Origin of the sequence: Flavobacterium sp. ov086 (assembly GCF_900187965.1) — a bacterium.
Lineage (GTDB): Bacteria > Bacteroidota > Bacteroidia > Flavobacteriales > Flavobacteriaceae > Flavobacterium.
In genome coordinates this window covers 105,124-128,694 of the sequence record NZ_FZNL01000018.1, presented here as the reverse complement: position 1 = coordinate 128,694, position 23,571 = coordinate 105,124, and the positions used below count along the sequence as shown (strand labels likewise).

General features: G+C 33.7%; 15 protein-coding genes. 9 read left to right on the top strand and 6 right to left on the bottom strand.

Annotated features, from left to right (window positions below):
• The first annotated feature begins 126 nt into the window (after window positions 1–126).
• From asnB (CHB81_RS18695) to CHB81_RS18665, 7 genes are all read left to right on the top strand, one after another.
• Window positions 127–1,803: an asparagine synthase B gene (gene asnB, locus CHB81_RS18695; RefSeq protein ID WP_089353358.1), complete on the top strand. Its 1,677-nt coding sequence runs from the start codon at window positions 127–129 to the stop codon at window positions 1,801–1,803.
• A gap of 309 nt (window positions 1,804–2,112) precedes the next feature.
• Window positions 2,113–3,729 (top strand): asparagine synthase B, encoded by a 1,617-nt coding sequence (gene asnB / locus CHB81_RS18690; protein ID WP_089353357.1) that lies wholly within the window; start codon window positions 2,113–2,115, stop codon window positions 3,727–3,729.
• A 243-nt stretch (window positions 3,730–3,972) separates the two neighbouring features.
• Complete coding sequence (locus CHB81_RS18685; RefSeq protein WP_089353356.1) at window positions 3,973–6,708, top strand: pitrilysin family protein; 2,736 nt, start codon at window positions 3,973–3,975, stop codon at window positions 6,706–6,708.
• Window positions 6,709–7,047: 339 nt separating this feature from the next.
• Window positions 7,048–8,988: a DNA topoisomerase (ATP-hydrolyzing) subunit B gene (gene gyrB / locus CHB81_RS18680; RefSeq protein ID WP_089353355.1), complete on the top strand. Its 1,941-nt coding sequence runs from the start codon at window positions 7,048–7,050 to the stop codon at window positions 8,986–8,988.
• Between the two features lie 109 nt (window positions 8,989–9,097).
• Window positions 9,098–10,033 carry a malate dehydrogenase gene (gene mdh, locus CHB81_RS18675; protein ID WP_089353354.1) on the top strand — a complete coding sequence of 312 codons (936 nt, stop codon included), beginning with the start codon at window positions 9,098–9,100 and terminating at the stop codon, window positions 10,031–10,033.
• Window positions 10,034–10,261: 228 nt separating this feature from the next.
• Window positions 10,262–13,234, top strand: coding sequence for a protein translocase subunit SecDF (gene secDF, locus CHB81_RS18670; protein WP_089353353.1), 2,973 nt, complete (start codon window positions 10,262–10,264; stop codon window positions 13,232–13,234).
• Between the two features lie 82 nt (window positions 13,235–13,316).
• The gene (locus tag CHB81_RS18665) at window positions 13,317–13,931 is read left to right on the top strand and encodes an acyloxyacyl hydrolase (protein ID WP_089353352.1); all 615 of its coding nucleotides are present in this window, start codon (window positions 13,317–13,319) and stop codon (window positions 13,929–13,931) included.
• Window positions 13,932–13,988: 57 nt separating this feature from the next.
• Here CHB81_RS18665 and lgt read toward each other — a convergent pair whose 3' ends face one another.
• From lgt to CHB81_RS18635, 6 genes are all read right to left on the bottom strand, one after another.
• A complete protein-coding gene (lgt, locus tag CHB81_RS18660) occupies window positions 13,989–14,921 on the bottom strand; it encodes a prolipoprotein diacylglyceryl transferase (RefSeq protein ID WP_089353351.1) in 933 nt (310 codons plus the stop codon).
• A 67-nt stretch (window positions 14,922–14,988) separates the two neighbouring features.
• Window positions 14,989–15,228: a membrane protein insertion efficiency factor YidD gene (gene yidD, locus CHB81_RS18655; RefSeq protein WP_089353350.1), complete on the bottom strand. Its 240-nt coding sequence runs from the start codon at window positions 15,226–15,228 to the stop codon at window positions 14,989–14,991.
• A 22-nt stretch (window positions 15,229–15,250) separates the two neighbouring features.
• Window positions 15,251–16,729 carry a cysteine--tRNA ligase gene (gene cysS, locus CHB81_RS18650; protein ID WP_089353349.1) on the bottom strand — a complete coding sequence of 493 codons (1,479 nt, stop codon included), beginning with the start codon at window positions 16,727–16,729 and terminating at the stop codon, window positions 15,251–15,253.
• Between the two features lie 132 nt (window positions 16,730–16,861).
• On the bottom strand, window positions 16,862–17,149 hold the full coding sequence (locus CHB81_RS18645) for a four helix bundle protein (RefSeq protein ID WP_089353348.1): 288 nt from the start codon (window positions 17,147–17,149) through the stop codon (window positions 16,862–16,864).
• An 88-nt stretch (window positions 17,150–17,237) separates the two neighbouring features.
• Entirely contained in the window at window positions 17,238–17,909 is a 672-nt protein-coding gene (folE, locus tag CHB81_RS18640) for a GTP cyclohydrolase I FolE (protein ID WP_089353347.1), read from the bottom strand.
• Window positions 17,910–18,109: 200 nt separating this feature from the next.
• Window positions 18,110–19,306 (bottom strand): pyridoxal phosphate-dependent aminotransferase, encoded by a 1,197-nt coding sequence (locus tag CHB81_RS18635; protein ID WP_089353346.1) that lies wholly within the window; start codon window positions 19,304–19,306, stop codon window positions 18,110–18,112.
• 122 nt (window positions 19,307–19,428) lie between these two features.
• On the opposite strand from CHB81_RS18635, the gene CHB81_RS18630 reads away from it, so the two are divergent.
• Together CHB81_RS18630 and CHB81_RS18625 are read left to right on the top strand one after the other, a co-directional pair.
• Window positions 19,429–20,754: a PDZ domain-containing protein gene (locus CHB81_RS18630; RefSeq protein WP_089353345.1), complete on the top strand. Its 1,326-nt coding sequence runs from the start codon at window positions 19,429–19,431 to the stop codon at window positions 20,752–20,754.
• A 160-nt stretch (window positions 20,755–20,914) separates the two neighbouring features.
• Window positions 20,915–23,548 carry a gliding motility-associated C-terminal domain-containing protein gene (locus CHB81_RS18625; RefSeq protein ID WP_089353344.1) on the top strand — a complete coding sequence of 878 codons (2,634 nt, stop codon included), beginning with the start codon at window positions 20,915–20,917 and terminating at the stop codon, window positions 23,546–23,548.
• Window positions 23,549–23,571 lie beyond the last annotated feature (23 nt).

The following is a 23,571-nucleotide window of genomic DNA, read 5'->3' as shown; positions in this document are numbered from 1 at the left end:
TTTTATATGTAAATACGAAAATATGGTTTTAAATTATAACTGAATTTGTGTTTTGTGTTTTTAGATTATAACCATTACCGCATCTTTGCCTTATCAGAATAAAATTTAAAATAAAAATATATAGTTATGTGTGGAATCGTATGTGCCTTTGATCTAAAACAAAAAGCCGAAACCTTAAGACCTCAAGTATTAGAGATGTCAAAAATCATTCGTCACCGTGGACCGGACTGGAGCGGAATTTACAGCAATGATAAAGCAATTTTATCTCATGAGCGTTTGGCTATTGTAGATCCAGCTTCAGGAAAACAACCTTTATTTACAGAAGATAAAAAATTGGTTTTGGCTGCAAATGGTGAAATATATAACCACAGAGAATTACGTAAACAATTTGAAGGGAAATACAACTTTCAAACGGAAAGTGACTGCGAAGTTATTTTGGCTCTTTACAGAGAAAAAGGACCTCATTTTGTAGATGAAATGAACGGAATCTTCGGATTTGCAATTTATGATGTTGAGAAAGATGAGTATTTTATTGCTCGTGATCACATGGGAATTATTCCATTGTATATTGGTTGGGATCAGCATGGAACTTTTTATGTAGCTTCTGAATTGAAAGCTTTGGAAGGATATTGTACTAAAATCCAATTGTTTCCTCCGGGACATTATATGACAAGCAAAGACGGCGAATTTGTACAATGGTACAAAAGAGACTGGACAGATTATGATGCGGTAAAAGACAACGAAACAAGTATTCCTGAAATTAAAAAAGCGCTTGAAGCTGCGGTTCACAGACAATTGATGAGTGATGTTCCTTACGGAGTTTTACTTTCAGGAGGTTTAGATTCGTCTATTACTTCGGCTGTAGCCAAAAAATTTGCGCAAAAACGTATTGAGTCAGATGATACAACAGATGCATGGTATCCGCAATTGCACTCTTTTTCAGTAGGGTTAGATGGTTCTCCTGATTTAGCGGCAGCGCAAATTGTAGCAAAACATATTGGAACGATTCACCACGAAATTAAATTCACAATTCAAGAAGGTTTAGATGCTGTTCGTGATGTGATTTACAACTTAGAAACGTATGATGTAACTACTGTTAGAGCTTCAACTCCAATGTGGTTAATGGCAAGAGTTATTAAATCTATGGGAATCAAAATGGTATTGTCTGGTGAAGGTGCTGATGAGTTATTTGGAGGGTATTTATACTTCCATAAAGCACCAAACGCAAGAGAATTTCACGAAGAAAACGTTCGTAAATTAGGTAAATTACACATGTATGATTGTTTACGTGCAAACAAAAGTTTGGCGGCATGGGGAATTGAAGGTCGTGTTCCGTTCTTAGACAAAGAATTTATGGATGTGGCGATGAGAATCAACCCACAAGATAAAATGATCAACAAAGAGCATCCGATGGAAAAATGGGTAGTTCGTAAAGCATTCGAAGATATGTTGCCTGAAAGTGTAGCATGGAGACAAAAAGAACAATTCTCAGACGGAGTAGGATACAGCTGGATTGATACTTTGAAAGAAGTTGTAGCCAAAGAAGTTTCGGACGAGCAATTGGCAAATGCGAGATTTAAATTCCCGTTACAAACCCCAACTTCTAAAGAAGAGTATTATTATCGTTCTATTTTTGCAGAACATTTCCCAAGTGATGCAGCAGCGTTATGTGTGCCTCAGGAAGCAAGTGTGGCTTGTAGTACAAAAATTGCTTTGGAGTGGGATGAAGCTTTCAAAAACATGAACGATCCATCAGGAAGAGCAGTGGCAAGTGTTCATGACGATGCTTACGCTAAAGTATAGAAGTTGAATTATTAGAATTAGTATATATTAATTGCAGAAGAACGTTCTCGGTTGAGGACGTTTTTCTTGTCTTAAATTGTTAAATTATATAATTTCAGTTACTTAAAAAGATTTTTCGGTAATTATTTAACTTAACTTTTTTATATTTGACATTCGTCGAATTAAAGTTAAATCGCTTTGATTATAAGGTGGTTAACGAGGAAAAGCAGAGTTTGATTTTTAATTTTCTGCAAATTACAATGATTTTATACCTGATACATGTCATATGGGACGTGTCTGGAAAACAGAATAAATAAAAAATAGAATAGTATGTCTGGATTATTAGCCGTTATTGGTAAAGGAAAAGACCCGCAACTCGTAAAAGAGCTTTCTAAAAGAATGTCACATCGCGGTCCTGATGAAAATGATTTGCAAATTATGGAAAATGGCAGCATAATGAGTCATGAAAGCTTGTCGATTATTGATTTGAAGTCGGGAAGGCAGCCTATTCAGGGAACTAAAAAAGCCTGGATGGTGCATGATGGAGAAATTTATAATTATCAGGAATTAAAAGATACGGTTCTTAAGGAGCATACCTTTAGAACAAAATCAGATTCAGAAGTGATTGTGCATTTGTACGAAGAATTTGGAAATGATTTTTGCAATATGCTTGATGGAGATTTTGCTTTTGTAGTTGTAGATGGCGACAACTATATTGCGGGACGAGATCCAATTGGAGTAAAACCCTTATATTACGGTTTGGATGAAAGAGGAAGAATCTATTTTTCGTCTGAAATGAAACCAATCGCTGATCAGTGTAAAACATTTTCAACTTTCCCTCCGGGACATTATTATACGCCTAAAAAAGGATTTGTAAAATATTACCAACCGGAATATGAGGATTATGAAAATGCTACCAATGATCTTGATTTAGATGTGATCAGAACTACATTTACAGAAGCTGTTCGTAAGCGTTTAATGAGTGAAATGCCTGTTGGAGTATTACTTTCAGGAGGTTTGGACTCTTCTTTGATTTCTGCAATTTCTTCTCGTTTGTTGAAGGAGAGTGGAAAAACACTTCATTCGTTTTCAATTGCTTTAGATGCTGATGCACCGGATGCTAAAGCGGCAAGAAGAGCTGCCGAATTTTTAGGTACGGAACATCATGAAATTCATTTTTCTGTAAAAGAAGGAATTGAGCTTTTAGAAAAGATAATCTACGATATTGAGACTTACGATATAATTTCGGTTAGAGCCAGTGTGCCAATGTATTTGTTATCAAAAGCAATTGCTGGAAAAGGAATTAAAGTAATTCTTTCAGGTGAAGGAGCTGACGAAGTTTTTGGAGGTCATTTGTATTTTAGAAATGCACCATCGACAGAAGAATTTCAGAAAGAAACAATCGAAAGAGTTCAAAAATTATTTACAGCCGATTTGTTGCGTGCAGATAAATCTACAATGGCAAATGGTATAGAGACTAGAGTTCCGTTTTTGGATACTGCGTTTCTGGATGCTACTATTCGTATCAAACCAGAAGAAAAGCAACCAAAAACTTATGAAGGTATCGAAAAATATATTTTAAGAAAAGCATTTGATACGCCTGAAAATCCATATTTACCAGAAGATGTTTTATGGCGTCAAAAAGAACAATTTTCTGATGGAGTTGGATATAATTGGATTGATGAATTGATGGAACATTGTTCTACTCAAATTTCAGACGAGCAATTGGCTGGGGCAAGTGCTGAATTTCCGTATAATTCTCCAACAACAAAAGAAGCATATTTGTACAGATCTATTTTTCATAAATATTATCCACAAATTAGCGCTGCGCAAACGGTTCGTAAATGGATTCCGAAATGGCAGGAAAATCAAGATCCAAGCGGAAGAGCAAACGCTGCTCACAAAGAAGGAAATTTTGAAACTGTAAAATCAGGAATGACAGTTTAAAGTGGAGAAATTCCAATATATTAAAATTCCAAATTCCAATGTTTGAATTCTACTGGGAATTCGAATAATAAAAGATAAGATCCGAAATGAACATTTTAAATGTCGTTTCGGATTTTTTTATGATATTAATTTAGATTGAGGTTTGCCATAAATTATTAAAACTAAGTTAATATTGATGGTTCGTGTTTAGGAAAAATACTATATTTGATTACCAAGAATTAACTAATCCTTTAACAATAATCTATGAGAAACTTATTACTAAGTGGAATTCTTTACTGCTCATTGGCTTCATTGAGTTCAGTTTATGCACAAAAATCTGAAGCGCCCAAATACATTAAAAACGTAGAAGGTGTTAAGGAATATACTTTGAATAACGGACTAAAAGTCCTTTTGATTCCTGATGCTTCTCAAAGCAATATGGTTGTAAATATTGTTTACAATGTAGGTTCAAGAAATGAAGGTTATGGCGAGAAAGGTATGGCGCATTTGTTAGAGCACATGCTTTTTAAAAGTACCAAAAATTTAGGAGATATTAAAAAAATGCTTTCTGATAAAGGTGGAAATGCTAACGGAACAACTTGGCTTGACCGAACCAATTATTACGAAGTTTTTCCTTCAAGTGATGAAAATCTAAAATGGAGTATCGAAATGGAAGCGGATCGAATGATCAACGCAACTATTTTACAAGAGGATTTATCAAAAGAGTTTTCTGTGGTAAGAAACGAATTTGAAATTGGAGAGAATAATCCGGATCGTGTTTTACAGGAAAGAATACTTTCGTCGGCTTATTTGTGGCACAATTACGGGAAAAGCACTATTGGAAGTAAAGAAGATATCGAAAGAGTAAAAGCAACTACGCTTAGAGTTTTTTATGAAAAATATTATCAACCGGACAATTCAACTTTGATAATTGCCGGTAAGTTTGATGAGCAAAGAGCGTTGCAATATGTTGGGCAATATTTTGGAGCTATTCCAAGACCTAAAAGAGTTCTGGATAAGACTTATACAGTTGAGCCTGCACAAGATGGTGAAAAATATGTAGAGCTAAACAGAGCCGGAGACAGTAAAAACATTGGTGCTTTGTATCACACAGCGGCTTATGTAGATAAAGACTATGCTGCAATTGATGCTTTGGGCGAAATTTTAACTTCGGATCCATCCGGATATTTATATAAATCATTAATAGAGACTCAAAAAGTGTCCAGTATCTATTATTGGCAGCCAACAACAAGAGATGCGAGTTATATTTATTTTGGAGTTGCAGTACCTAATGATAAAGATGTTAAAGCAACTAAAGATATAGTTAGAACAGAGTTGGATAAAATAGCAACGACTAAATATACGGATGAAGATGTAACGAGAGCCAAAGCAAAAATTATCAAACAACTTGATGGTATAAAAAACAATACTGTTTCATTTGCCATAAATCTTACTGAAATTATTGGAGCAGGAGATTATAGATTGGGATTTATGTATAGAGATGCAGTCGAAAATTTGACTAAAGAAGATATTCAAAGAGTTGCAGATAAATATTTCAGAAGTAATAATAGAACAGTTGGGATTTTTATTCCGTCTAAAGATGAGCAAAGAGTAAAACCTGTTGAATATACAGATGAGCAAATCGTTGCTTTAACGAAAGATTATAAAGGAAAAGCTTTAGAAAAAGAAGCTGCTGCATTTGAAGCTTCTATCAAAAATTTAAAACAGAATTTTGCAGAAGGTAAATTAAGTAACGGCGCAAAATACGGTTTAATCAAAAAAGAGATAAAGGGAGGAAAAGTTCAGGCTAGTTTTAAATTTCCGGTAAGTAATGAAAAGGAGTTGGAAGGAAAAGAGGATATAGGATCTATTCTTGCTCAATTATTGAAAACAGGTACAAAAACAAGAACCAAAGAGCAGATTAGTGATCAATTAGATCAGTTAAAATCAAGCGTAAATTTTGATTATTCAGGACAGACTTTATCAATTAATATCAATACTTACAAAGATAGTTTTAAAGGAGTAATGGAGATTGTGGGAGATTTATTGGTTAATTCTACTTTTCCTGAAAATGAACTTACAAAAACTATCAATGAGTACAATACTTATTTAGAATCAAGTCTAAATGATCCTCAGTCTATTGCTTTTATCGAGGTTTCAAGATTGACATCGAATTATCCAAAAGGAAGTATTTTTTATACCTCGACAGTTCAGGAACAAATTGATGCTTACAAGAAAATAAAGCAATCTGAAATTGTTGATTTCTATAAAAATATCTTTGGAGGAAATAACGGATTGGGAACTGTTGTTGGAGATTTGGATGCTAAAGAAACAGGACAAATTCTGGAAAATACTTTTGGCAAATGGAATTCTAAATCTAAATATGTTCTTGCTTTGCCAACGTTTTCAGAGACTAAAAAGTTAGACAAAGATTATATTACTCCAGACAAGGAAAATGCGGTTGCGACAGGTAAAATTGCTTTTAAAATGAATGTAAAAAGCCCAGATTATCCTGCATTTGTAATGGCAAATGAAATTTTAGGAAGCGGTGGGTTTTTGAGTGCAAGAATCCCAATGAGATTGAGAGAAAAAGAAGGAATCAGCTACGGTGCAGGTTCTTTTATTGATGTTCCTGTTACAAATGATGTTGCTTTCTGGGAGTATTATGCGTTCTTAAATCCAACGAAAAAAGGAGCAGTTGAAGCAGCAACTAAAGAAGAAATTACAAAAGCTTTAAAAGATGGATTTACAGCCGAGGAATTAAAATCAAATTTAGGAAGCTGGCTTAACGAAAGAAAAACAAGATTAGGAAATGATATGATGTTGATTAGTTTGACAAATAAATATCTTCAATACGGAATTCCTTTAGAGGATTACGATGATCTTGAATCTAAAGTTAAAGCTTTGAAAGTAGAAGACGTAAATGCTGTTTTAAGAAAGTATTTAAGCTTAGAAAAAATGACATCAATTTATGCGGGAGATTTTAATAAGAAATCATAAACAATAAAATTCCAATTTTTTGAAATTCCAAATTGGGGTAGATTATAAATCCGAAATGACATTAAATTGTTATTTCGGATTTTGCTTTTGTGTCATTTTTCGTTTTTGAAATTTCGATTTAAAGGTTTGGAATTTGGAATTTGTTTTGTGGAATTTCAATTTAAAATTTTGGAATTTTAAAAAAATGCGATTTATTTCCGATTTAGAATTTATTTTTTGGTTTTTTAGCTAATTGTGTTGATAACTTAACTGCTTTAAGTTGTATTTTAACGGATATATAATTTGCGTTTTTATATATTTGCGTGTTAGACAATAATTACATTTTTTAGAATAAATTATATGAGCGAAGAAATCAAGAAGAACAATTATTCAGCAGATAGTATTCAGGCATTAGAAGGAATGGAGCACGTAAGAATGCGTCCATCGATGTATATTGGAGATGTGGGGGTTCGAGGTCTACATCATTTGGTTTATGAGGTTGTTGATAACTCTATTGATGAGGCGATGGGAGGACATTGTGATACCATTGGTGTTGCAATTAACGAAGATGGTTCAGTAACAGTTGAAGATAACGGTCGTGGTATTCCAGTTGATTTACATAAAAAAGAAGGTGTTTCTGCACTTGAGGTAGTAATGACTAAAATTGGTGCCGGAGGTAAATTTGACAAAGATTCTTATAAAGTTTCGGGAGGTTTACACGGTGTTGGGGTTTCGGTTGTAAATGCACTTTCAGTTCATATGAAATCTACCGTTTTTAGAGAAGGTAAAATCTACGAACAAGAATACGAAAGAGGTAAAGCAATATATCCAGTTAAACAAATAGGAGAAACTGATAAAAGAGGTACGCGTCAGACTTTCTATCCTGATGATACGATCTTTACTCAAACTACAGAGTTCTCTTATGATACATTATCAGCTCGTATGCGTGAACTTTCTTTCTTAAACAAAGGAATCACAATTACATTTACTGATAAAAGAGAAGTAGATGACAAAGGTGAATTTAAAGTTGAAGTATTTCATTCTGACGAAGGTCTTAAAGAATACATTCGTTATTTAGATGGTAACCGTGAGCCAATTATTTCTCATGTTATCAGCATGGATCACGAAAAAGGGGAGATTCCAGTTGAGGTTGCCTTAATTTATAATACAAGTTATACAGAGAATATTTTCTCATACGTAAATAATATTAATACACACGAAGGAGGAACGCATTTACAAGGTTTTAGAAGTGGTTTGACAAGAACCCTTAAAAAATACGCAGATGCATCCGGAATGTTGGATAAATTGAAATTCGAAATTGCGGGAGATGACTTCCGTGAAGGATTAACTGCTATTATTTCGGTAAAAGTACAAGAGCCACAATTCGAAGGACAAACCAAAACAAAATTAGGAAACAGAGAAGTAGTTTCTCCGGTTTCTCAGGCTGTTGGAGAAATGTTAGAGAATTATTTGGAAGAAAATCCAAATGATGCCCGTATCATTATCCAAAAAGTGATTTTGGCTGCTCAGGCACGTCACGCTGCTAAAAAAGCACGTGAAATGGTACAGCGTAAAACTGTTATGGGTGGCGGTGGATTGCCAGGAAAACTTTCAGATTGTTCTGAGCAGGATCCTGCGAGATGTGAGGTTTACCTTGTCGAGGGAGATTCGGCTGGTGGAACAGCAAAACAAGGTCGTGATCGTAACTTTCAGGCAATTTTACCATTACGTGGTAAGATTTTGAATGTGGAGAAAGCGATGCACCATAAGGTATTCGAAAACGAAGAGATTCGTAATATCTTTACCGCTCTTGGAGTTACCGTTGGTACAGCAGAAGACAGTAAAGCCTTAAATCTTGAAAAACTTAGATATCATAAGGTAATCATCATGTGTGATGCCGATGTCGATGGTAGTCACATTTCTACCTTAATATTAACGTTCTTCTTCCGTTTCATGAAAGAATTGATCGAAGAAGGTCACGTTTACATTGCAGCTCCACCTTTATATTTAGTTAAAAAAGGAAACAAAAAAGAATACGCATGGAATGACGTTCAGCGTGATCAGGCGAATGAGAGAATGGGAGGCAGTGCAGCTATCCAACGTTATAAAGGTCTTGGAGAGATGAATGCGGAGCAATTATGGGAAACCACAATGGATCCAAGCTTCAGAACTCTACGTCAGGTAACTATTGATAGTTTAGCTGAAGCTGATAGAGTTTTCTCAATGTTAATGGGAGATGAGGTACCGCCACGTAGAGAATTTATTGAGAAAAATGCTGTTTACGCAAACATCGATGCATAATAAATTTTAACACTACAATTCGTTTAATTGTTTAAATTTACTAAACAATTAAACGAATTGTCGATTTATAAAATAAACGAATTAATTAATAACCGATAAAGTATAAAATATGAAAGTTACCATTGTAGGAGCAGGAAATGTTGGAGCTACATGTGCAGATGTTATTTCTTATAGAGGAATTGCAAGCGAAGTAGTGTTGTTGGATATTAAAGAAGGTTTTGCCGAAGGGAAAGCGTTGGATATTATGCAATGTGCAACAAATACAGGTTTTAATACCAAAGTATCTGGTGTAACCAACGATTATTCTAAAACTGCCGGAAGTGATGTAGTAGTTATTACATCAGGAATTCCAAGAAAACCAGGAATGACTCGCGAAGAATTAATAGGTATAAATGCAGGAATTGTAAAAACAGTTGCCGAAAACGTACTGAAACATTCTCCAAATACAATAATAGTTGTAGTTTCTAACCCAATGGATACTATGACATATCTAGCTTTAAAAGCTACAGGATTACCAAAAAACAGAATTATTGGTATGGGTGGAGCGTTAGATAGTTCTCGTTTTAGAACGTATCTTTCTTTGGCTCTTGATAAACCTGCAAATGATATCTCTGCAATGGTTATTGGTGGACATGGTGATACAACTATGATTCCGTTGACACGTTTAGCGTCTTATAATGGAATTCCGGTAACAGAATTTCTTTCAGAAGAAGCTTTGCAAAAAGTTGCTGCAGATACAATGGTAGGAGGAGCGACGCTTACAGGTCTTTTGGGGACATCGGCTTGGTATGCGCCAGGAGCTTCTGTGGCTTATTTAGTGGACAGTATCTTAAATGATCAAAAGAAAATGATTGCATGCTCTGTTTTTGTAGAAGGAGAATACGGTCAAAACGATATATGTATAGGAGTGCCTTGTATAATAGGTAAAAACGGAGTTGAAGAAATTTTAGACATCAAATTAAACGAGCAGGAGAAGGCTTTATTTGCTAAAAGTGCAGATGCAGTTCGTGGAATGAATGATGCTTTAAAATCGATTTTAGTATAACGATTTTCGAAAAAAAAGGAGAAGACTGCACTTTTGCAGTCTTTTTTTTAAGATTAATTAATAAATAAATTGGTTAATGTTTTCGTTAATTATATATTTGCTCGGTTTAAAAAAAATGTTGTAATTCGTGATCTCGATTTTTTAGTTTTAAAAACTCATGTCAGGGCTTATTTTATGGGACTTTAAAACAAAAAACAAACAATAAAACATAATTAATTTTTAGTAATAATGCAGAATAAAGGACTTATTAAATTTTTCGCAATTCTATTTGCATTGGTAAGTATTTACCAACTTTCGTTCACTTTTGTGGCAAACAGCGTCAAAAGTGAAGCTAAAGCTTTTGCAGGGGACAATCCTGATAAAGAGCTAAAATATTTAGATTCTATTGGTAAAGTAAAAGTTTACAATCTTGGTTTCACGGATTTTACTTATAATGAAGTAAAAAACAAACAACTAAACAAAGGTCTTGACTTAGAAGGAGGAATCAACGTGATTCTACAAATTTCTATTAAAGACGTTTTAAAAGGATTAGCAAACAATTCTAAAAATCCGGTATTTAATAAATCATTAGCTGATGCAAGTGCAAATTTAGAAGGAAACAAAACCTATTTAAATAAGTTTTTTGAAGCTTTTGAAGCGAATTCAAACGGAACTACAAAATTAGCTTCGCCGGATATTTTTGCAAACAGAGGTTTACAAGGAGAAGGTGGAATTGATTTTCAAATGTCAGATTCACAAGTTCAAAAAGTAATAAAAAGAAAGGTTGATGAGTCTGTTGAAAGTGCTTATAAAGTATTAAGAGAGCGTATTGACAAATTTGGAGTTACGCAACCAAACATCCAAAAATTAGGAGAAACAGGAAGAATCTTAGTTGAGCTTCCAGGTGCTAAAGATGTTGATAGAATTAAAAAATTATTAGGAGGAAAAGCTCAATTAGAGTTTTGGGAAACTTATAAAATTGAAGAAGTTGGAAACTTTTTAGTAGCTGCTAACGAAGCACTTAAAAAGACTGAAATCAAAAAAACAGAAACTAAAACTGTTGCTAAAGATTCATTGAATGCTTTATTGACTGATGCTAAAGATTCTATTGATACTAAAAAAGGAAACAATCCATTATTTGACAAAATGATTGGTCAAGGTGGTGGACCAGTTTTAGGTTACTTCGCTCCAAAAGATACTGCTGTTATCAATGGATATTTAAAAAGACAAGATATTAGAATCTTATTAGGTGCTGACCAACACAATGCAAAATTTGTTTGGAGTAAACCAACTACTATTAAAGATGCTAAACAAAAAGATATTGAAGCAGTTGAATTATATGCTTTAAAAGGAAACAGAGATAATACTCCTGCTATGGCTGGTGGTGTTGTAACTGATGCAAAAGATACTTTTGACCAATTAGGAAAACCAGCTGTTTCTATGCAAATGAACAGCCAAGGTGCTAAAATCTGGGAAGAATTAACAGGAAGAGCTTTTTCTCAAAAAAGTTATATTGCTATTGTTTTGGATAACGTAGTTTACTCTGCACCTGGAGTAACTAGTGGACCAATTGCTGGTGGAAGATCTGAAATTACAGGTTCTTTTGACGTTGCTGAAACTAAAGATTTAGCTAACATTTTGAATGCAGGTAAATTACCGGCTTCTGCAGATATTATTCAATCAACAGTTGTAGGACCATCTTTAGGTCAGGCTGCTATTGATGCTGGAACAATGTCATCTGTAATTGGATTTTTATTAGTTTGTTTATGGATGGTATTCTATTATGGTAAAGCTGGTTGGTATGCTAACTTAGCGTTATTATTGAACTTACTTTTCTTGTTCGGAATCATGGCAAGTTTTGGTTTTGTATTGACATTGCCGGGTATTGCAGGTATCGTATTAACATTAGGTACGGCGGTAGATGCGAACATTATTATATTTGAAAGAGCAAAAGAAGAATTGCGTGAAGGTAAATCTTTATCTGAAGCTGTTGTAGCTTCTTACGGATGGCATGGAGCAATGCGTTCTATTATTGATGCAAACGTTACGCACGTTTTAACTGGAGCTATCTTGTTTATTTTTGGAACAGGACCAATTAAAGGTTTCGCTTTAACTTTGCTTATTGGTATTGTAACTTCAATGTTTACATCAATCTTTATTGCTAGAATTTTCATCGATAGAAATATTGCTGGAAAAGGAGATTTAACTTTCTCTACAAACATTACTAAAAACTGGTTTACTAATTTCCACTTTGACTTTATTAAAATCAAAAAATTCACTTATATCTTCTCTTCTATTGTAGTTGTAGTAAGTTTAGTTTCTATCTTCTTCGTTAACGGATTAGATGAAGGTGTTGATTTTGTTGGAGGAAGAACATTCCAGGTTAAATTTGAAAAACCAATCGATCCTACTGTAGTATCAGATGAATTATCTGCTGCTTTTGGAACTCCGGTTGAAGCTAAAATTTTAGGTGATGATGATCAATTAAAAATCACAACTAAGTACAAGATTAAAGAAGACGGTGTTGCTGTTGATGAAGAAGTGAACAAAAAATTATATGATGCATTGGCGAAATATTTCCCTAATGTTACTTATGAGAAATTCACTAACACATTTGATGGTAAAAAGATCGGAGTTTTACAATCTTCTAAAGTTGGAGCTTCTATCTCTGAGGATATCAAAACTAACTCATACTGGGCAGTTCTTGGTGCAATGGCGGCAATCTTCTTATACTTAATGGTTTCTTTCCGTAAATGGCAATATTCATTAGGAGCGATCGCAGCAGTAGCGCACGACGTTATCTTTGTATTAGGTATCTACTCTTTATGTTATAAATTCATGCCTTTCCATATGGAAATGGATCAGCACTTTATCGCTGCAATCCTTACCGTAATTGGTTATTCTATGAATGATACTGTAATTGTATTTGATAGGGTTAGAGAGTTTATCATCGGAAACCGTAAAGGTAGTTTCGAAGATATCGTAAACGCTTCTATTAATACTACTTTATCAAGAACGTTGAATACGTCATTAATGATGATCATTGTATTATTGACAATGTTTGTTTTTGGAGGAGAATCTATCAGAGGATTTATCTTTGCGATGTTAGTAGGTATTGTTGTAGGAACTTATTCTTCATTATTTATCGCTACACCAGTATTGGTTGACACGATCTCTAAAGATGAGAAACACACAATTGAAGACAAACACAATAAAGCATAATTAATTGCTTAAATATATTAAAAAGACCCAACAAAAGTTGGGTCTTTTTTTTGTGCTATATTTAAAGTGTAAAAGTTTATTTATGATTAAAAAACTACTATATTTTTTGTTATTTCTTTTAGGTGCAAATGCAATTTTTGCGCAGGATAAAAACAGTAAAATTGCAATAGGATTTGATTATGGTTTTGGGAGTGAGTTTAATAATGGGAACTATACTTTTACAAATCATTTTTATAAAGTTCAACTGTATTATAAAGTAAAAGAAACGAAACATTTTCAATATGAAATTCTGGTTCAGCCTGAAGTTAACTTTGGTACACATCAATTGCTTAATCTGTACTTTGTAAAGCCTGAAACACCTGACTATATTCATAAAAGAGAAGAATATACACAATTGAAGGATATTCATGAGTATGTTTTAAATCTTGGATTTTTAATAAGAAGGCCAATTGGTGAAGTGTTTTCAATATATGTTTTAGGAAGTATTGGACCAATGATTACAGATAAAGAAACGGAGCGAATGTCTAATGGGTTTGCTTTTGCAGATGTTTTAGCACTTGGAGTTTCGGCAAATGTGAATCAGTTTAGGTTTGATATACGTCCAAGTGTTCGGCATGTTTCAAATGCGGGAATAAATAGCGAAAATGAGGGTTATAATACCAAAAATATTGAAATAGGTGTTTCGTATTGCTTATAAAAAAAAACGCCCAATATCTCAACGATAATTGGGCGTTTTGTATCTCGAAATGTTATTTTAAGACGCTGCTAAAGGATTTCTTTGTGCTCTAATGATAAAGAAAAGACCAATAATAATAAACGGAATACTTAACCATTGTCCAGTTGAGAAAAGACCTAATTCTTCTTCGATTCCGCCTTGGCTCTCTTTTACAAATTCTACAACAAAACGTACTGCGAATAAAAGAACTAAAAACAATCCGAAAAGATATCCTGATTTAAGTCTTGCATTTGTTTTCCAGTATAGGAAATATAAAATCGCAAAGACAAAAATATAGCAAAATCCTTCATATAACTGTGTTGGATGTTTTGCCGGAACCTCTGCTAATAGATTAGCAAATTTAGGATCTGTTGCAATTGCAGTATAAGCATCTTTAGGATTGGCAATTTGTGTTTTTTCTACAGCTTCGGCTTTACTGAATTGATCGTGTAAAAAACGAATCCCAAATGGCGATGTAGTTTCGTGTCCGATGATTTCAGAATTGAAAAAGTTTCCTAAACGTACAAAAATGGCACCGCTTGCTACTGGAATAACCACACGGTCTAAAATCCATAATAAAGGACGTTTTAAGATCTTTTTACTATAATAGTACATTGCAACAATGATTGCGATTGCAGCACCATGACTTGCTAAACCTTGAAAACCTGTAAACTCAAATTTTGGCTCGAATCTAAATGGTAAAAAGATTTCTAATAAATGATTTCTGAAATATTCCCAATCGTAAAAGAAAACATGTCCTAAACGTGCACCTATTAAAGTTGCCAGAACGGTCCAAACAAATAAAGAGTCTAATTTTTCTAATGATTCGTTTTCGCGTTCAAAGATTTTTTTCATTAGGAACCATCCTAAACCAAAAGCAATTACAAACATTAAGCTGTAATAACGAATCATAAAAAATCCTAAATCGATTCCTTCTGAAGGGTTCCAAACGATGTTTAAGGCGTGTGTCATGTAGTATTGTATTTTTTTATTGGTTGTAAAAATAAATATTTAAAGTAGAGTTCCTCATTATAAAAAGTTAATGTTTGTGTGAACATTTCTTCTCCGGAACGGGATCATAGCCTGTTCTTCCCCAAGGATGACAACTTAAAATACGTTTCATACCCAAGTAGCCTCCGTAAAATAATCCATGTTTTTGAAGTGCTTCAATCATGTAACTCGAGCATGTTGGCTCGAATCTGCAAGACGCCGGTGTAAAAGGTGAAATTGCAGTTTGATAGAAGCGCACTAATAAAACAAATGGAGTAATTACTTTCATGATTTATTAGAAAATGAATTGATTATATAGAGAAGCTTGTGCCTTCTTTCCCGTCTTTCAACTGAATACCTAAAGCAATCAACTGATCACGAATTTGGTCAGAAAGTGCAAAGTTTTTATCAGCTCTGGCTTGGTTTCTCATTCCGATAAGCATATTAACAACACCTTCTAATTTATCGTTATTAGCGTCTGCTGCTTTTTCATCGCTTAAGCCTAAAACGTCAAAAACAAAAGCTTTAATTGCTTCTGTAAGTGTTTTTAGATCTTCTGCAGAAATCGTTTCTTTTCCTTCTTTCAATAAATTGATATAGCGAACGGCCTCGAATAATTGCGCGATTAAAATAGGAGTATTAAAATCGTCGTTCATGGCATCGTAGCACAATTGTTTCCAGGAATTGATGTCTATCGAGCTTGTTGCGCTTGCGGTAATAGTTGGTAAAGCATCAACAGCTTCCATTAATCTTTTATAACCTTTTTCGGCAGCAACAATTGCATCATCAGAAAAATCTAAAATGCTTCTGTAATGTGCCTGCAACATGAAAAAACGTGTTACAGATGCAGAAAAAGCTTTGCTTAAAATATTGTTATTTCCGCTTAAAATCTCACCTGGTAAAATGTTATTTCCAGTAGATTTCGCCATTTTTTTACCGTTCAAAGTAAGCATGTTGGCGTGCATCCAATAATTTACCGGAGATTGACCAGTACAAGCTTCATTTTGTGCGATTTCACATTCGTGATGAGGGAATTTCAAATCCATTCCACCACCGTGAATATCAAAATGATTCCCAAGATATTTGGTGCTCATAGCAGTACATTCAAGATGCCAGCCTGGGAACCCATCACTCCAAGGCGAAGGCCATCTCATGATATGTTCCGGTTCTGCTTTTTTCCAAAGTGCAAAATCCTGCGGATTTCTTTTGTCTGATTGTCCATCAAGATCACGGGTATTGGCTAGCATATCTTCGATGTTTCGGCCACTTAAAACTCCGTAATTGTTGGTTTCGTTATATTTTACGACATCAAAATATACCGATCCGTTGGCTACATAGCCAATTCCGGTATCGATAATTTTTTTGATGATTTCAATTTGCTCAATAATGTGTCCAGTAGCGGTTGGTTCAATACTTGGTGGTAAAAAATTAAATGACTTCAAAATGTCATGAAAATCTACCGTATAGCGCTGCACAACTTCCATAGGTTCCAGTTGCTCTAAACGGGCTTTTTTGGCAATTTTATCCTCTCCTTCATCCACATCGTCAACAATATGTCCAACATCAGTAATGTTTCGCACATAACGAACCTTATAATCAAGATGTAAAAAATACCTGAATATCACGTCAAAAGACATAAATGTTCTCACATTTCCTAAGTGTACATTGCTGTAAACTGTAGGTCCACAAACATACATTCCAACATTTCCTTCATGAATTGGGTTGAAATTTTCTTTTTCACCCGAAAGTGAATTGTATATTTTTAGATGTTGACTTGTATATAGTGGCATATTTTCTTTTACTGTTTAATCGTGCAAACGTTTAATGGTGTTTTATCAGCTTTATTATTCTTTAGAAAGATAGTATTTTTTTAAACTATTTATCTGAGTGCAAATTTTTTCAATTTTCTCACGAGACTCGATTTATTCATTCTCAGATAGATGTTTTAAATCTTTAGAAATAATCAAATTATTTAAAGTTTCCATTGCTGATGAATAAGATATTGTCAAAAAATGAGCTTTGTCTTTATTCGTATTTCTCGAAGTTCCTTCTGCAATGTTTGTCGCAATTGAGGAGGAGCTTCTTTTTATTTGAGAAGTTATTCCGAACAATTCATTTGATGGAAATTTACTAGTTAATTTATAAATATCCAAAATAAACATTCTTGAGTTTTGCCAAACTTCTAACTTTTCAAACGAAAAAGTATACATGTTTTGTTGTTTAATTGTTGATTTGTTTAATCGAAAATAGAAGATTTGCTATGAAGCGATTAAACAAATTAACGATTTCCCGATTAAACTAAAACTGAGTATCTAATTTAATGTAATCTAATAGTTCTCGTTTTGTTTGAGGATCTTTAAATTTACCACCAAATTCAGAAGTTACAGTGCTGCTTTCGATATCTTTGATTCCTCTTGAGTTAACGCACAGATGTTTTGCATCAATAACGCAGGCAACATCTTCAGTACCTAAAGCTTTTTGTAGTTCCTGAACAATCTGCATTGTCAAACGCTCTTGAACCTGAGGTCTTTTGGCATAATATTCTACAATTCGGTTCATTTTAGATAAACCAATAACTCTTCCGTTAGAAATATAAGCTACGTGTGCTCTACCGATAATTGGCAGTAAATGGTGTTCGCAAGTAGAATAAACAGTAATGTTTTTCTCTACAAGCATTTCACCGTATTTGTAGTTATTTTCAAAAGTTGAAGCTTTTGGCTGTCTTGAAGGGTTTAAACCACCAAAAATCTCCTTTACAAACATTTTAGCTACTCGGTTTGGAGTACCTTTTATGCTGTCATCAGTCAAATCCATTCCAAGTGTTTGCAGAATGTTTTCAACATCTTTTTTTATTTTTTCTATTTTTTCATCATCAGTTAAGTCAAAAGCATCCTGTCTTAAAGGGTTTTTCGCATTACTACTAAAATGATTGTCTCCTATTTCGTCTAAAAAATCTTCGTTATTTGTCATTAAAAACTACTATTAGTATGGGTATTTCTTTTTAAGGCGGTAAAGATAATTAATAAAAAGCAAACCTTTTCTATCGTTTTTACTATTTAATTACTCCTTTTTGGATATAATTTAAATTAAAACTAATTTGCTGTTTTTTTTAAACACAAAAGACAATAACATAAGGAGTTATTGTCTTTTGAATGCTTTTATTATTGTTCTTATTTTCTGTTGTAAACCAAAAGAGCTTCTTTTAAAATGTTTACAGCAGTAATTAAATCTTTCTTATTCAAGACATAAGCAATTCTTACCTGATTAAGTCCCATTCCCGGAGTCGAGTAAAAACCGGCAGCAGGAGCAACCATTACAGTTTCTCCATTAAGATCATAACTTTCTAAAAGCCATTGTGCAAAATCTTCTGAATTGTCAATTGGCAATTGTGCAATACAATAAAAAGCACCTTTTGGTTTAGTTACAATTACGCCTTCAATTTTGTTTAATTCGGTAATTAAAGTATCGCGACGTTCTTTATATTCTGAAATTACTTCGTCAAAATAACTTTGCGGAGTATCTATTGCAGCTTCGCATGCAATTTGTTCGATTGTTGGCGGGCTCAAACGTGCTTGGGCAAATTTCATTACAGTTGCCAAAACATCTTTGTTTTTAGTGACCAAACATCCAATTCTTGCGCCACACATACTGTAACGTTTTGAAACTGAATCTACCATGATTACGTTTTGCTGTACATCTTCAAGATTCATTACAGAATAATGAACATCATCTCCATCGTACAAAAATTCACGATAAACTTCGTCAGCAATTAAATACAAATCATGCTTTTTGATTAAGCTTGCGAGTTGTTTAATTTCTGATTCAGAGTATAAATAACCTGTTGGATTACCAGGATTACAAATTAAAATAGCTTTAGTTTTTGGTGTAATTAGTTTTTCTACAGTTTCAATGCTTGGCAATGCAAAAGCACTTTCGATTGTCGAAATTACAGGAATTACCGTTGCACTGGTTGATGACGCAAATGCATGATAATTGGCGTAAAAAGGCTCAGGAATAATGATTTCATCTCCTGGATCTGTAATTGTGGCTAGTGCAAATAATAAGGCTTCAGAACCACCTGTAGTAACAATGATGTCTTCTGGGTTTACATTTACGTTTTGGCGTTGGTAAAATTTTGCTAATTTTTTTCTATAACTTTCATATCCGGCAGACGGACTGTATTCTATAATAGTTAAATCAATATTTTTTACCGCCTCGATGGCCACTTCGGGTGTCTTGATATCTGGTTGACCAATGTTTAAATGATACACTTTATGTCCTTTTTGTTTTGCAAGATCTGCATAAGGAGCAAGTTTACGTATCGGTGATTCGGGCATGTTTCTGCCTTTGAGTGAAATTGTTGGCATGAGCTTTATTATTGAAGTGCAAATTTGCATTTTTTTTTCGAATTTAATGTAAACATTAAAGGCACTTGTGAAAATGTAACAATTATCAATATATTTACTAATTTTATAATAAAAAACTATCAATGAGAAAAAAAGTTATGTTGTTTTTTGGGCTTTTAGCATCTTTATTAGTAAATGCTCAAGGTGACTTTTCAATTCAGGGGAAAAGTAAACAGGTTACTATTCCTTTTAATTTGATTAATAATCTCATTTTTATTCCAATAAAAGTAAACGGAGTCGAATTGAATTTCTTATTGGATTCCGGAGTCGAGGAAACGATCTTGTTTAGTATGGAAGAGAAACAAGAAGTAAGTTTTAATAATGTCGAAAAAATAAAATTGAGAGGATTAGGAAGCGAACAGGAAATTGAAGGTTTAAAATCGACAAATAATACTTTTGAAACACATGGTTTAAGGTCTAATAATCATATGGTATTCATTATTCTGGATCAGAGTTTCAATCTGTCTTCACATATTGGGATTCCTGTAAATGGAATTATTGGATATAAATTTTTTAAAAATAATTTGATAGAAATCAATTATCAAAAAAAGAAGATTACTGTTCATTTGAATAGTGAAGAATTTAAGAAAAAATTAGAGAAAAAATTTAAAGTAATACCAATAACTATTGAGAGGTCTAAGCCTTATCTTTATACAACAGCGACTGTTAATAATGTGCAGATTCCGGCAAAACTTCTAATTGATATTGGAAATAGTGATGCTTTTTGGATATTTGAAAACAACAAGATTAAATTGCCCAAAAAGAACTTTCCTGACTTTTTAGGAAAAGGTTTTAGTGGAGATATTGAAGGACATCGGGCAAAAATAGATGAGTTCTCTATTGATGAATTTAAATTTAAAAAACCAATTGTTTCTTTTCCGGATTCGGCATCTATCCGAAATGTTAAAATGGTTCCGGATCGTATTGGTTCAGTAGGCGGTGAGGTTTTAAAACGTTTTAGAATTGTTCTGGATTATGCTGATAAGAAAGTCTATCTTAAGAAGAATGCTAAATTTACCGAGGCTTTTACATACAATAAAAGTGGTATTGTGCTTCAGCATAATGGTTTGCAATGGGTTCAGGAAACGGTTCATATGGAGACTATACAAGTTGTTACTTCAACACGTGAGATGGAGGGAAACGAAAAGAAAAATGGAGATTTTATTTATAAATTTTTATTAAAACCAGTTTATGAGATAGTAAATATTCGGAAACAATCTCCAGCCGAAAAATGTGGACTGCAAAAAGGCGATATTGTTATAAGTATAAATGGTGTTAAACCGTATAAATATACTTTGCAGCAGATTAATAATTTATTGAAATCTGAAGATGATATCTGGATTAATTTAGAAGTCGAAAGGAATAGTCTGGTGCTTAAATTCAGATTTAGATTAGAAGATGAATTGTAGAAAAATCAATTAAAATATATTCAGTTTTTTAAATTAAAATGATGATTATCAGTAATGATTTTGTAGTATGTGTGAGTTTTGTGAAAAATTAACTGTTAAAATATTTTTTTTGGTCAACGAGCGTTAATATTTTATTAAGTTTATGCAAAAAAAATAATTTATGATCAAAAACTACAATAATTTCCTACGTATATTTTTGTTTTTTATTTTTTTCTCAATTTTTCCTTCTGCAATTTATGCACAATGTGCAGGTGATGATAGTTCATTTACAATTTGTGATTTACCAAATAATGCTAATAGGACAATAAATTTATTTACAAAATTAAATGGTACTCCGGTTGCTGGTGGAGTTTGGACAGATGATGATGATTCTGGAGGATTAAATAAAGGTACAGGAATTTTAAATGCGCAACTTATCCATGTAAGTGGTGTTTTTCATTATACTTATACCGTTACCGGTAGTGCTGGATGTACAGATAATTCGGCTACTGTTGAAGTTATAATTGGAGGATATTCAGGACAAACTTCTCCAAATGTTACTGTATGTAGTGCAGATATAAGTTACAATCTTTTTAATGCTTTTAGCGGACTTGTTTTAGGGCCCCAGTCAAACGGGCAATGGCATAATGATACTACTGGTGAATTTATGGGAGCTGGTTTCTATGTTGAACATTCAGAAGGAGATTTCCAGTTTACTTATACAATGCCAGCTATTGGTAGTTGTCCGGCGATGTCGTCAACGGCAATAGTTTCTGTAGTTAGGGCGCCTGAAGCTGGAATTGCTGGAAGTTTACTTTTCTGCGCAAATGATGGCCTGTCGGCTTATTCTGATTATGATTTATTCAATTCGATTTCCGGACAGGACGCGGGAGGAACATGGAAAGATGGTAATGTTGTTAACACTGGAGAGTTAAGTTTTGTAGGTGATCATAATATAGATATTGAGCAAATATATAACACTTTTGGACCTGGTACTTATGTGTTTACTTATAGAGTCCCATCTGATAATCCAATTTGTCCGGCTGACATTGCAAATGTAGTAATTAGAATTGAAGAAAGGCTTGATTTTACTGGAGCGACAGTCGAAGTAAATTCAGATATCTGTGAAACGGAACTTTTGACAGCGCAATATTCAGTAACTATTACAAGAGGAAGAACTCCAATTCCGAATGGCCTTTACGAAGTTACGTTTGATGTTTCGGGACCAAGAGCGCGAAGAGAAACAGTAATTGCAAACTTTACAAATGGAGTTCTTATATTTCCAATTAATTCAAATTACTTTCAGACAGTTGGTCGTTTTAGAGTTGATATTGTAAATGTGGTTGCCGTAAATAGTTTAAAAAAATGTGTAAATATTGTTGATGATTTATCAGATGAGTTGATTGTTTATGCAATTCCGGATTTAACAGGAGCTAAAATAACTCCGGCAACTGTTTGTCAAAATGATGATGCGACCATTCAAATCACTGATGCAGCAAAACTGGCAGATGGCGATTACGATGTTGTTTATAATCTTACCGGAGCCAACAGTGCTTCATCGCAAATTGCAAGATTAACTTTTGTTGGAGGTGTTTCAAACAATTTTATTGTTCCGGGAATTTTCAATCAAAAAAGCGGAACTTCAACTGTGACAATTACTGCAATTACACATGTAATTTCACAATGTGTAAATAGCGCAAATTTAAAAGGGGATATTTTAGTAAATCCGTTGCCAAATGCTACAAGTTTAAGAATACAAGTTGTCGATGTTTGTTTTGGTAGCGATGTTACAGTTGCAGTTTCAGGTTTAGGAACTTTAACAGATGTTACGCTATCATATTTACTTTCGGGAAGTAACACAGCAACAGTGCAAACAGTTGCATTAACCACTTCAACCGGGAGTACCAGTTTTATAATTCCTGCCAGTTTACTTATTAATCCCGGAGCGACAACAATTTCTATTACAAAATTAACCAATAATATAACGACTTGTAGTGCTGATGTAAGTGGTGCCGCAGATGTTTTCTCTCTAAACCCAATTCCTGTTGCACCAGCTGCAAATAATCAGGAATTTTGTAAAGTTGATAAAGCTACAATTGCAAACTTAGATCCAAAAGGAGCACAATATTCCTGGTATGATTCTGCAACAGCAACAACTCCCCTCGCGAGTACATATGTGTTAAAAGCAGAAAGCTATTATTTAAGACAAACGACATTAAAATGTATATCAGATCCAACAATGATTACAGTCACAATAAATGATACTCCCGCACCTGTATTGAGTAATGATCCTGAATTCTGCGGATTAGATAATCCTACAATTGCAGATTTATCAACTAAAACAGATTCACCTTCAACAGTGGTTTGGTACGATGCGCCAAATAATGGAAATTTATTACCGTCTTCTACACTTTTGGTTGATAAAAAAACATATTACGGGTTCGATTTTTCGACAACAACAAACTGTTATTCTGAGCAAAGTACTCCGGCAACGGTTTCGCTGAAAGAATGTGATTCTCCTCAATATCCTTTCTTTATTCCTGATGGGTTTTCGCCTAATGGAGATGGCGTAAATGATTTGTTTGAAATTACAAATATTGAATTTTTATATCCGAATTATACTATCGAGATTTTTAACAGATACGGAAACGGAATGTATAAAGGAGGAAAAGATAAACCGGGTTGGGACGGAATAAACTATGAGAACAAAGGGCTTAATGGTGGAATAGCACCAAATGGAGTTTATTTTTATGTTATTCATTTTAATAAAGACAATAAACCTCCTCAGCAAGGGCGACTTTATTTAAATCGATAATTCTTTTTTACATTATTTAATAT

Coding starts and splice junctions, on each gene's coding strand:
- asnB (WP_089353358.1), top strand. CDS start 127: ATGTGTGGAATCGTATGTGCCTTTGATCTAAAACAAAAAGCCGAAACC.
- asnB (WP_089353357.1), top strand. CDS start 2,113: ATGTCTGGATTATTAGCCGTTATTGGTAAAGGAAAAGACCCGCAACTC.
- CHB81_RS18685 (WP_089353356.1), top strand. CDS start 3,973: ATGAGAAACTTATTACTAAGTGGAATTCTTTACTGCTCATTGGCTTCA.
- gyrB (WP_089353355.1), top strand. CDS start 7,048: ATGAGCGAAGAAATCAAGAAGAACAATTATTCAGCAGATAGTATTCAG.
- mdh (WP_089353354.1), top strand. CDS start 9,098: ATGAAAGTTACCATTGTAGGAGCAGGAAATGTTGGAGCTACATGTGCA.
- secDF (WP_089353353.1), top strand. CDS start 10,262: ATGCAGAATAAAGGACTTATTAAATTTTTCGCAATTCTATTTGCATTG.
- CHB81_RS18665 (WP_089353352.1), top strand. CDS start 13,317: ATGATTAAAAAACTACTATATTTTTTGTTATTTCTTTTAGGTGCAAAT.
- lgt (WP_089353351.1), bottom strand. CDS start 14,921: ATGACACACGCCTTAAACATCGTTTGGAACCCTTCAGAAGGAATCGAT.
- yidD (WP_089353350.1), bottom strand. CDS start 15,228: ATGAAAGTAATTACTCCATTTGTTTTATTAGTGCGCTTCTATCAAACT.
- cysS (WP_089353349.1), bottom strand. CDS start 16,729: ATGCCACTATATACAAGTCAACATCTAAAAATATACAATTCACTTTCG.
- CHB81_RS18645 (WP_089353348.1), bottom strand. CDS start 17,149: ATGTATACTTTTTCGTTTGAAAAGTTAGAAGTTTGGCAAAACTCAAGA.
- folE (WP_089353347.1), bottom strand. CDS start 17,909: ATGACAAATAACGAAGATTTTTTAGACGAAATAGGAGACAATCATTTT.
- CHB81_RS18635 (WP_089353346.1), bottom strand. CDS start 19,306: ATGCCAACAATTTCACTCAAAGGCAGAAACATGCCCGAATCACCGATA.
- CHB81_RS18630 (WP_089353345.1), top strand. CDS start 19,429: ATGAGAAAAAAAGTTATGTTGTTTTTTGGGCTTTTAGCATCTTTATTA.
- CHB81_RS18625 (WP_089353344.1), top strand. CDS start 20,915: ATGATCAAAAACTACAATAATTTCCTACGTATATTTTTGTTTTTTATT.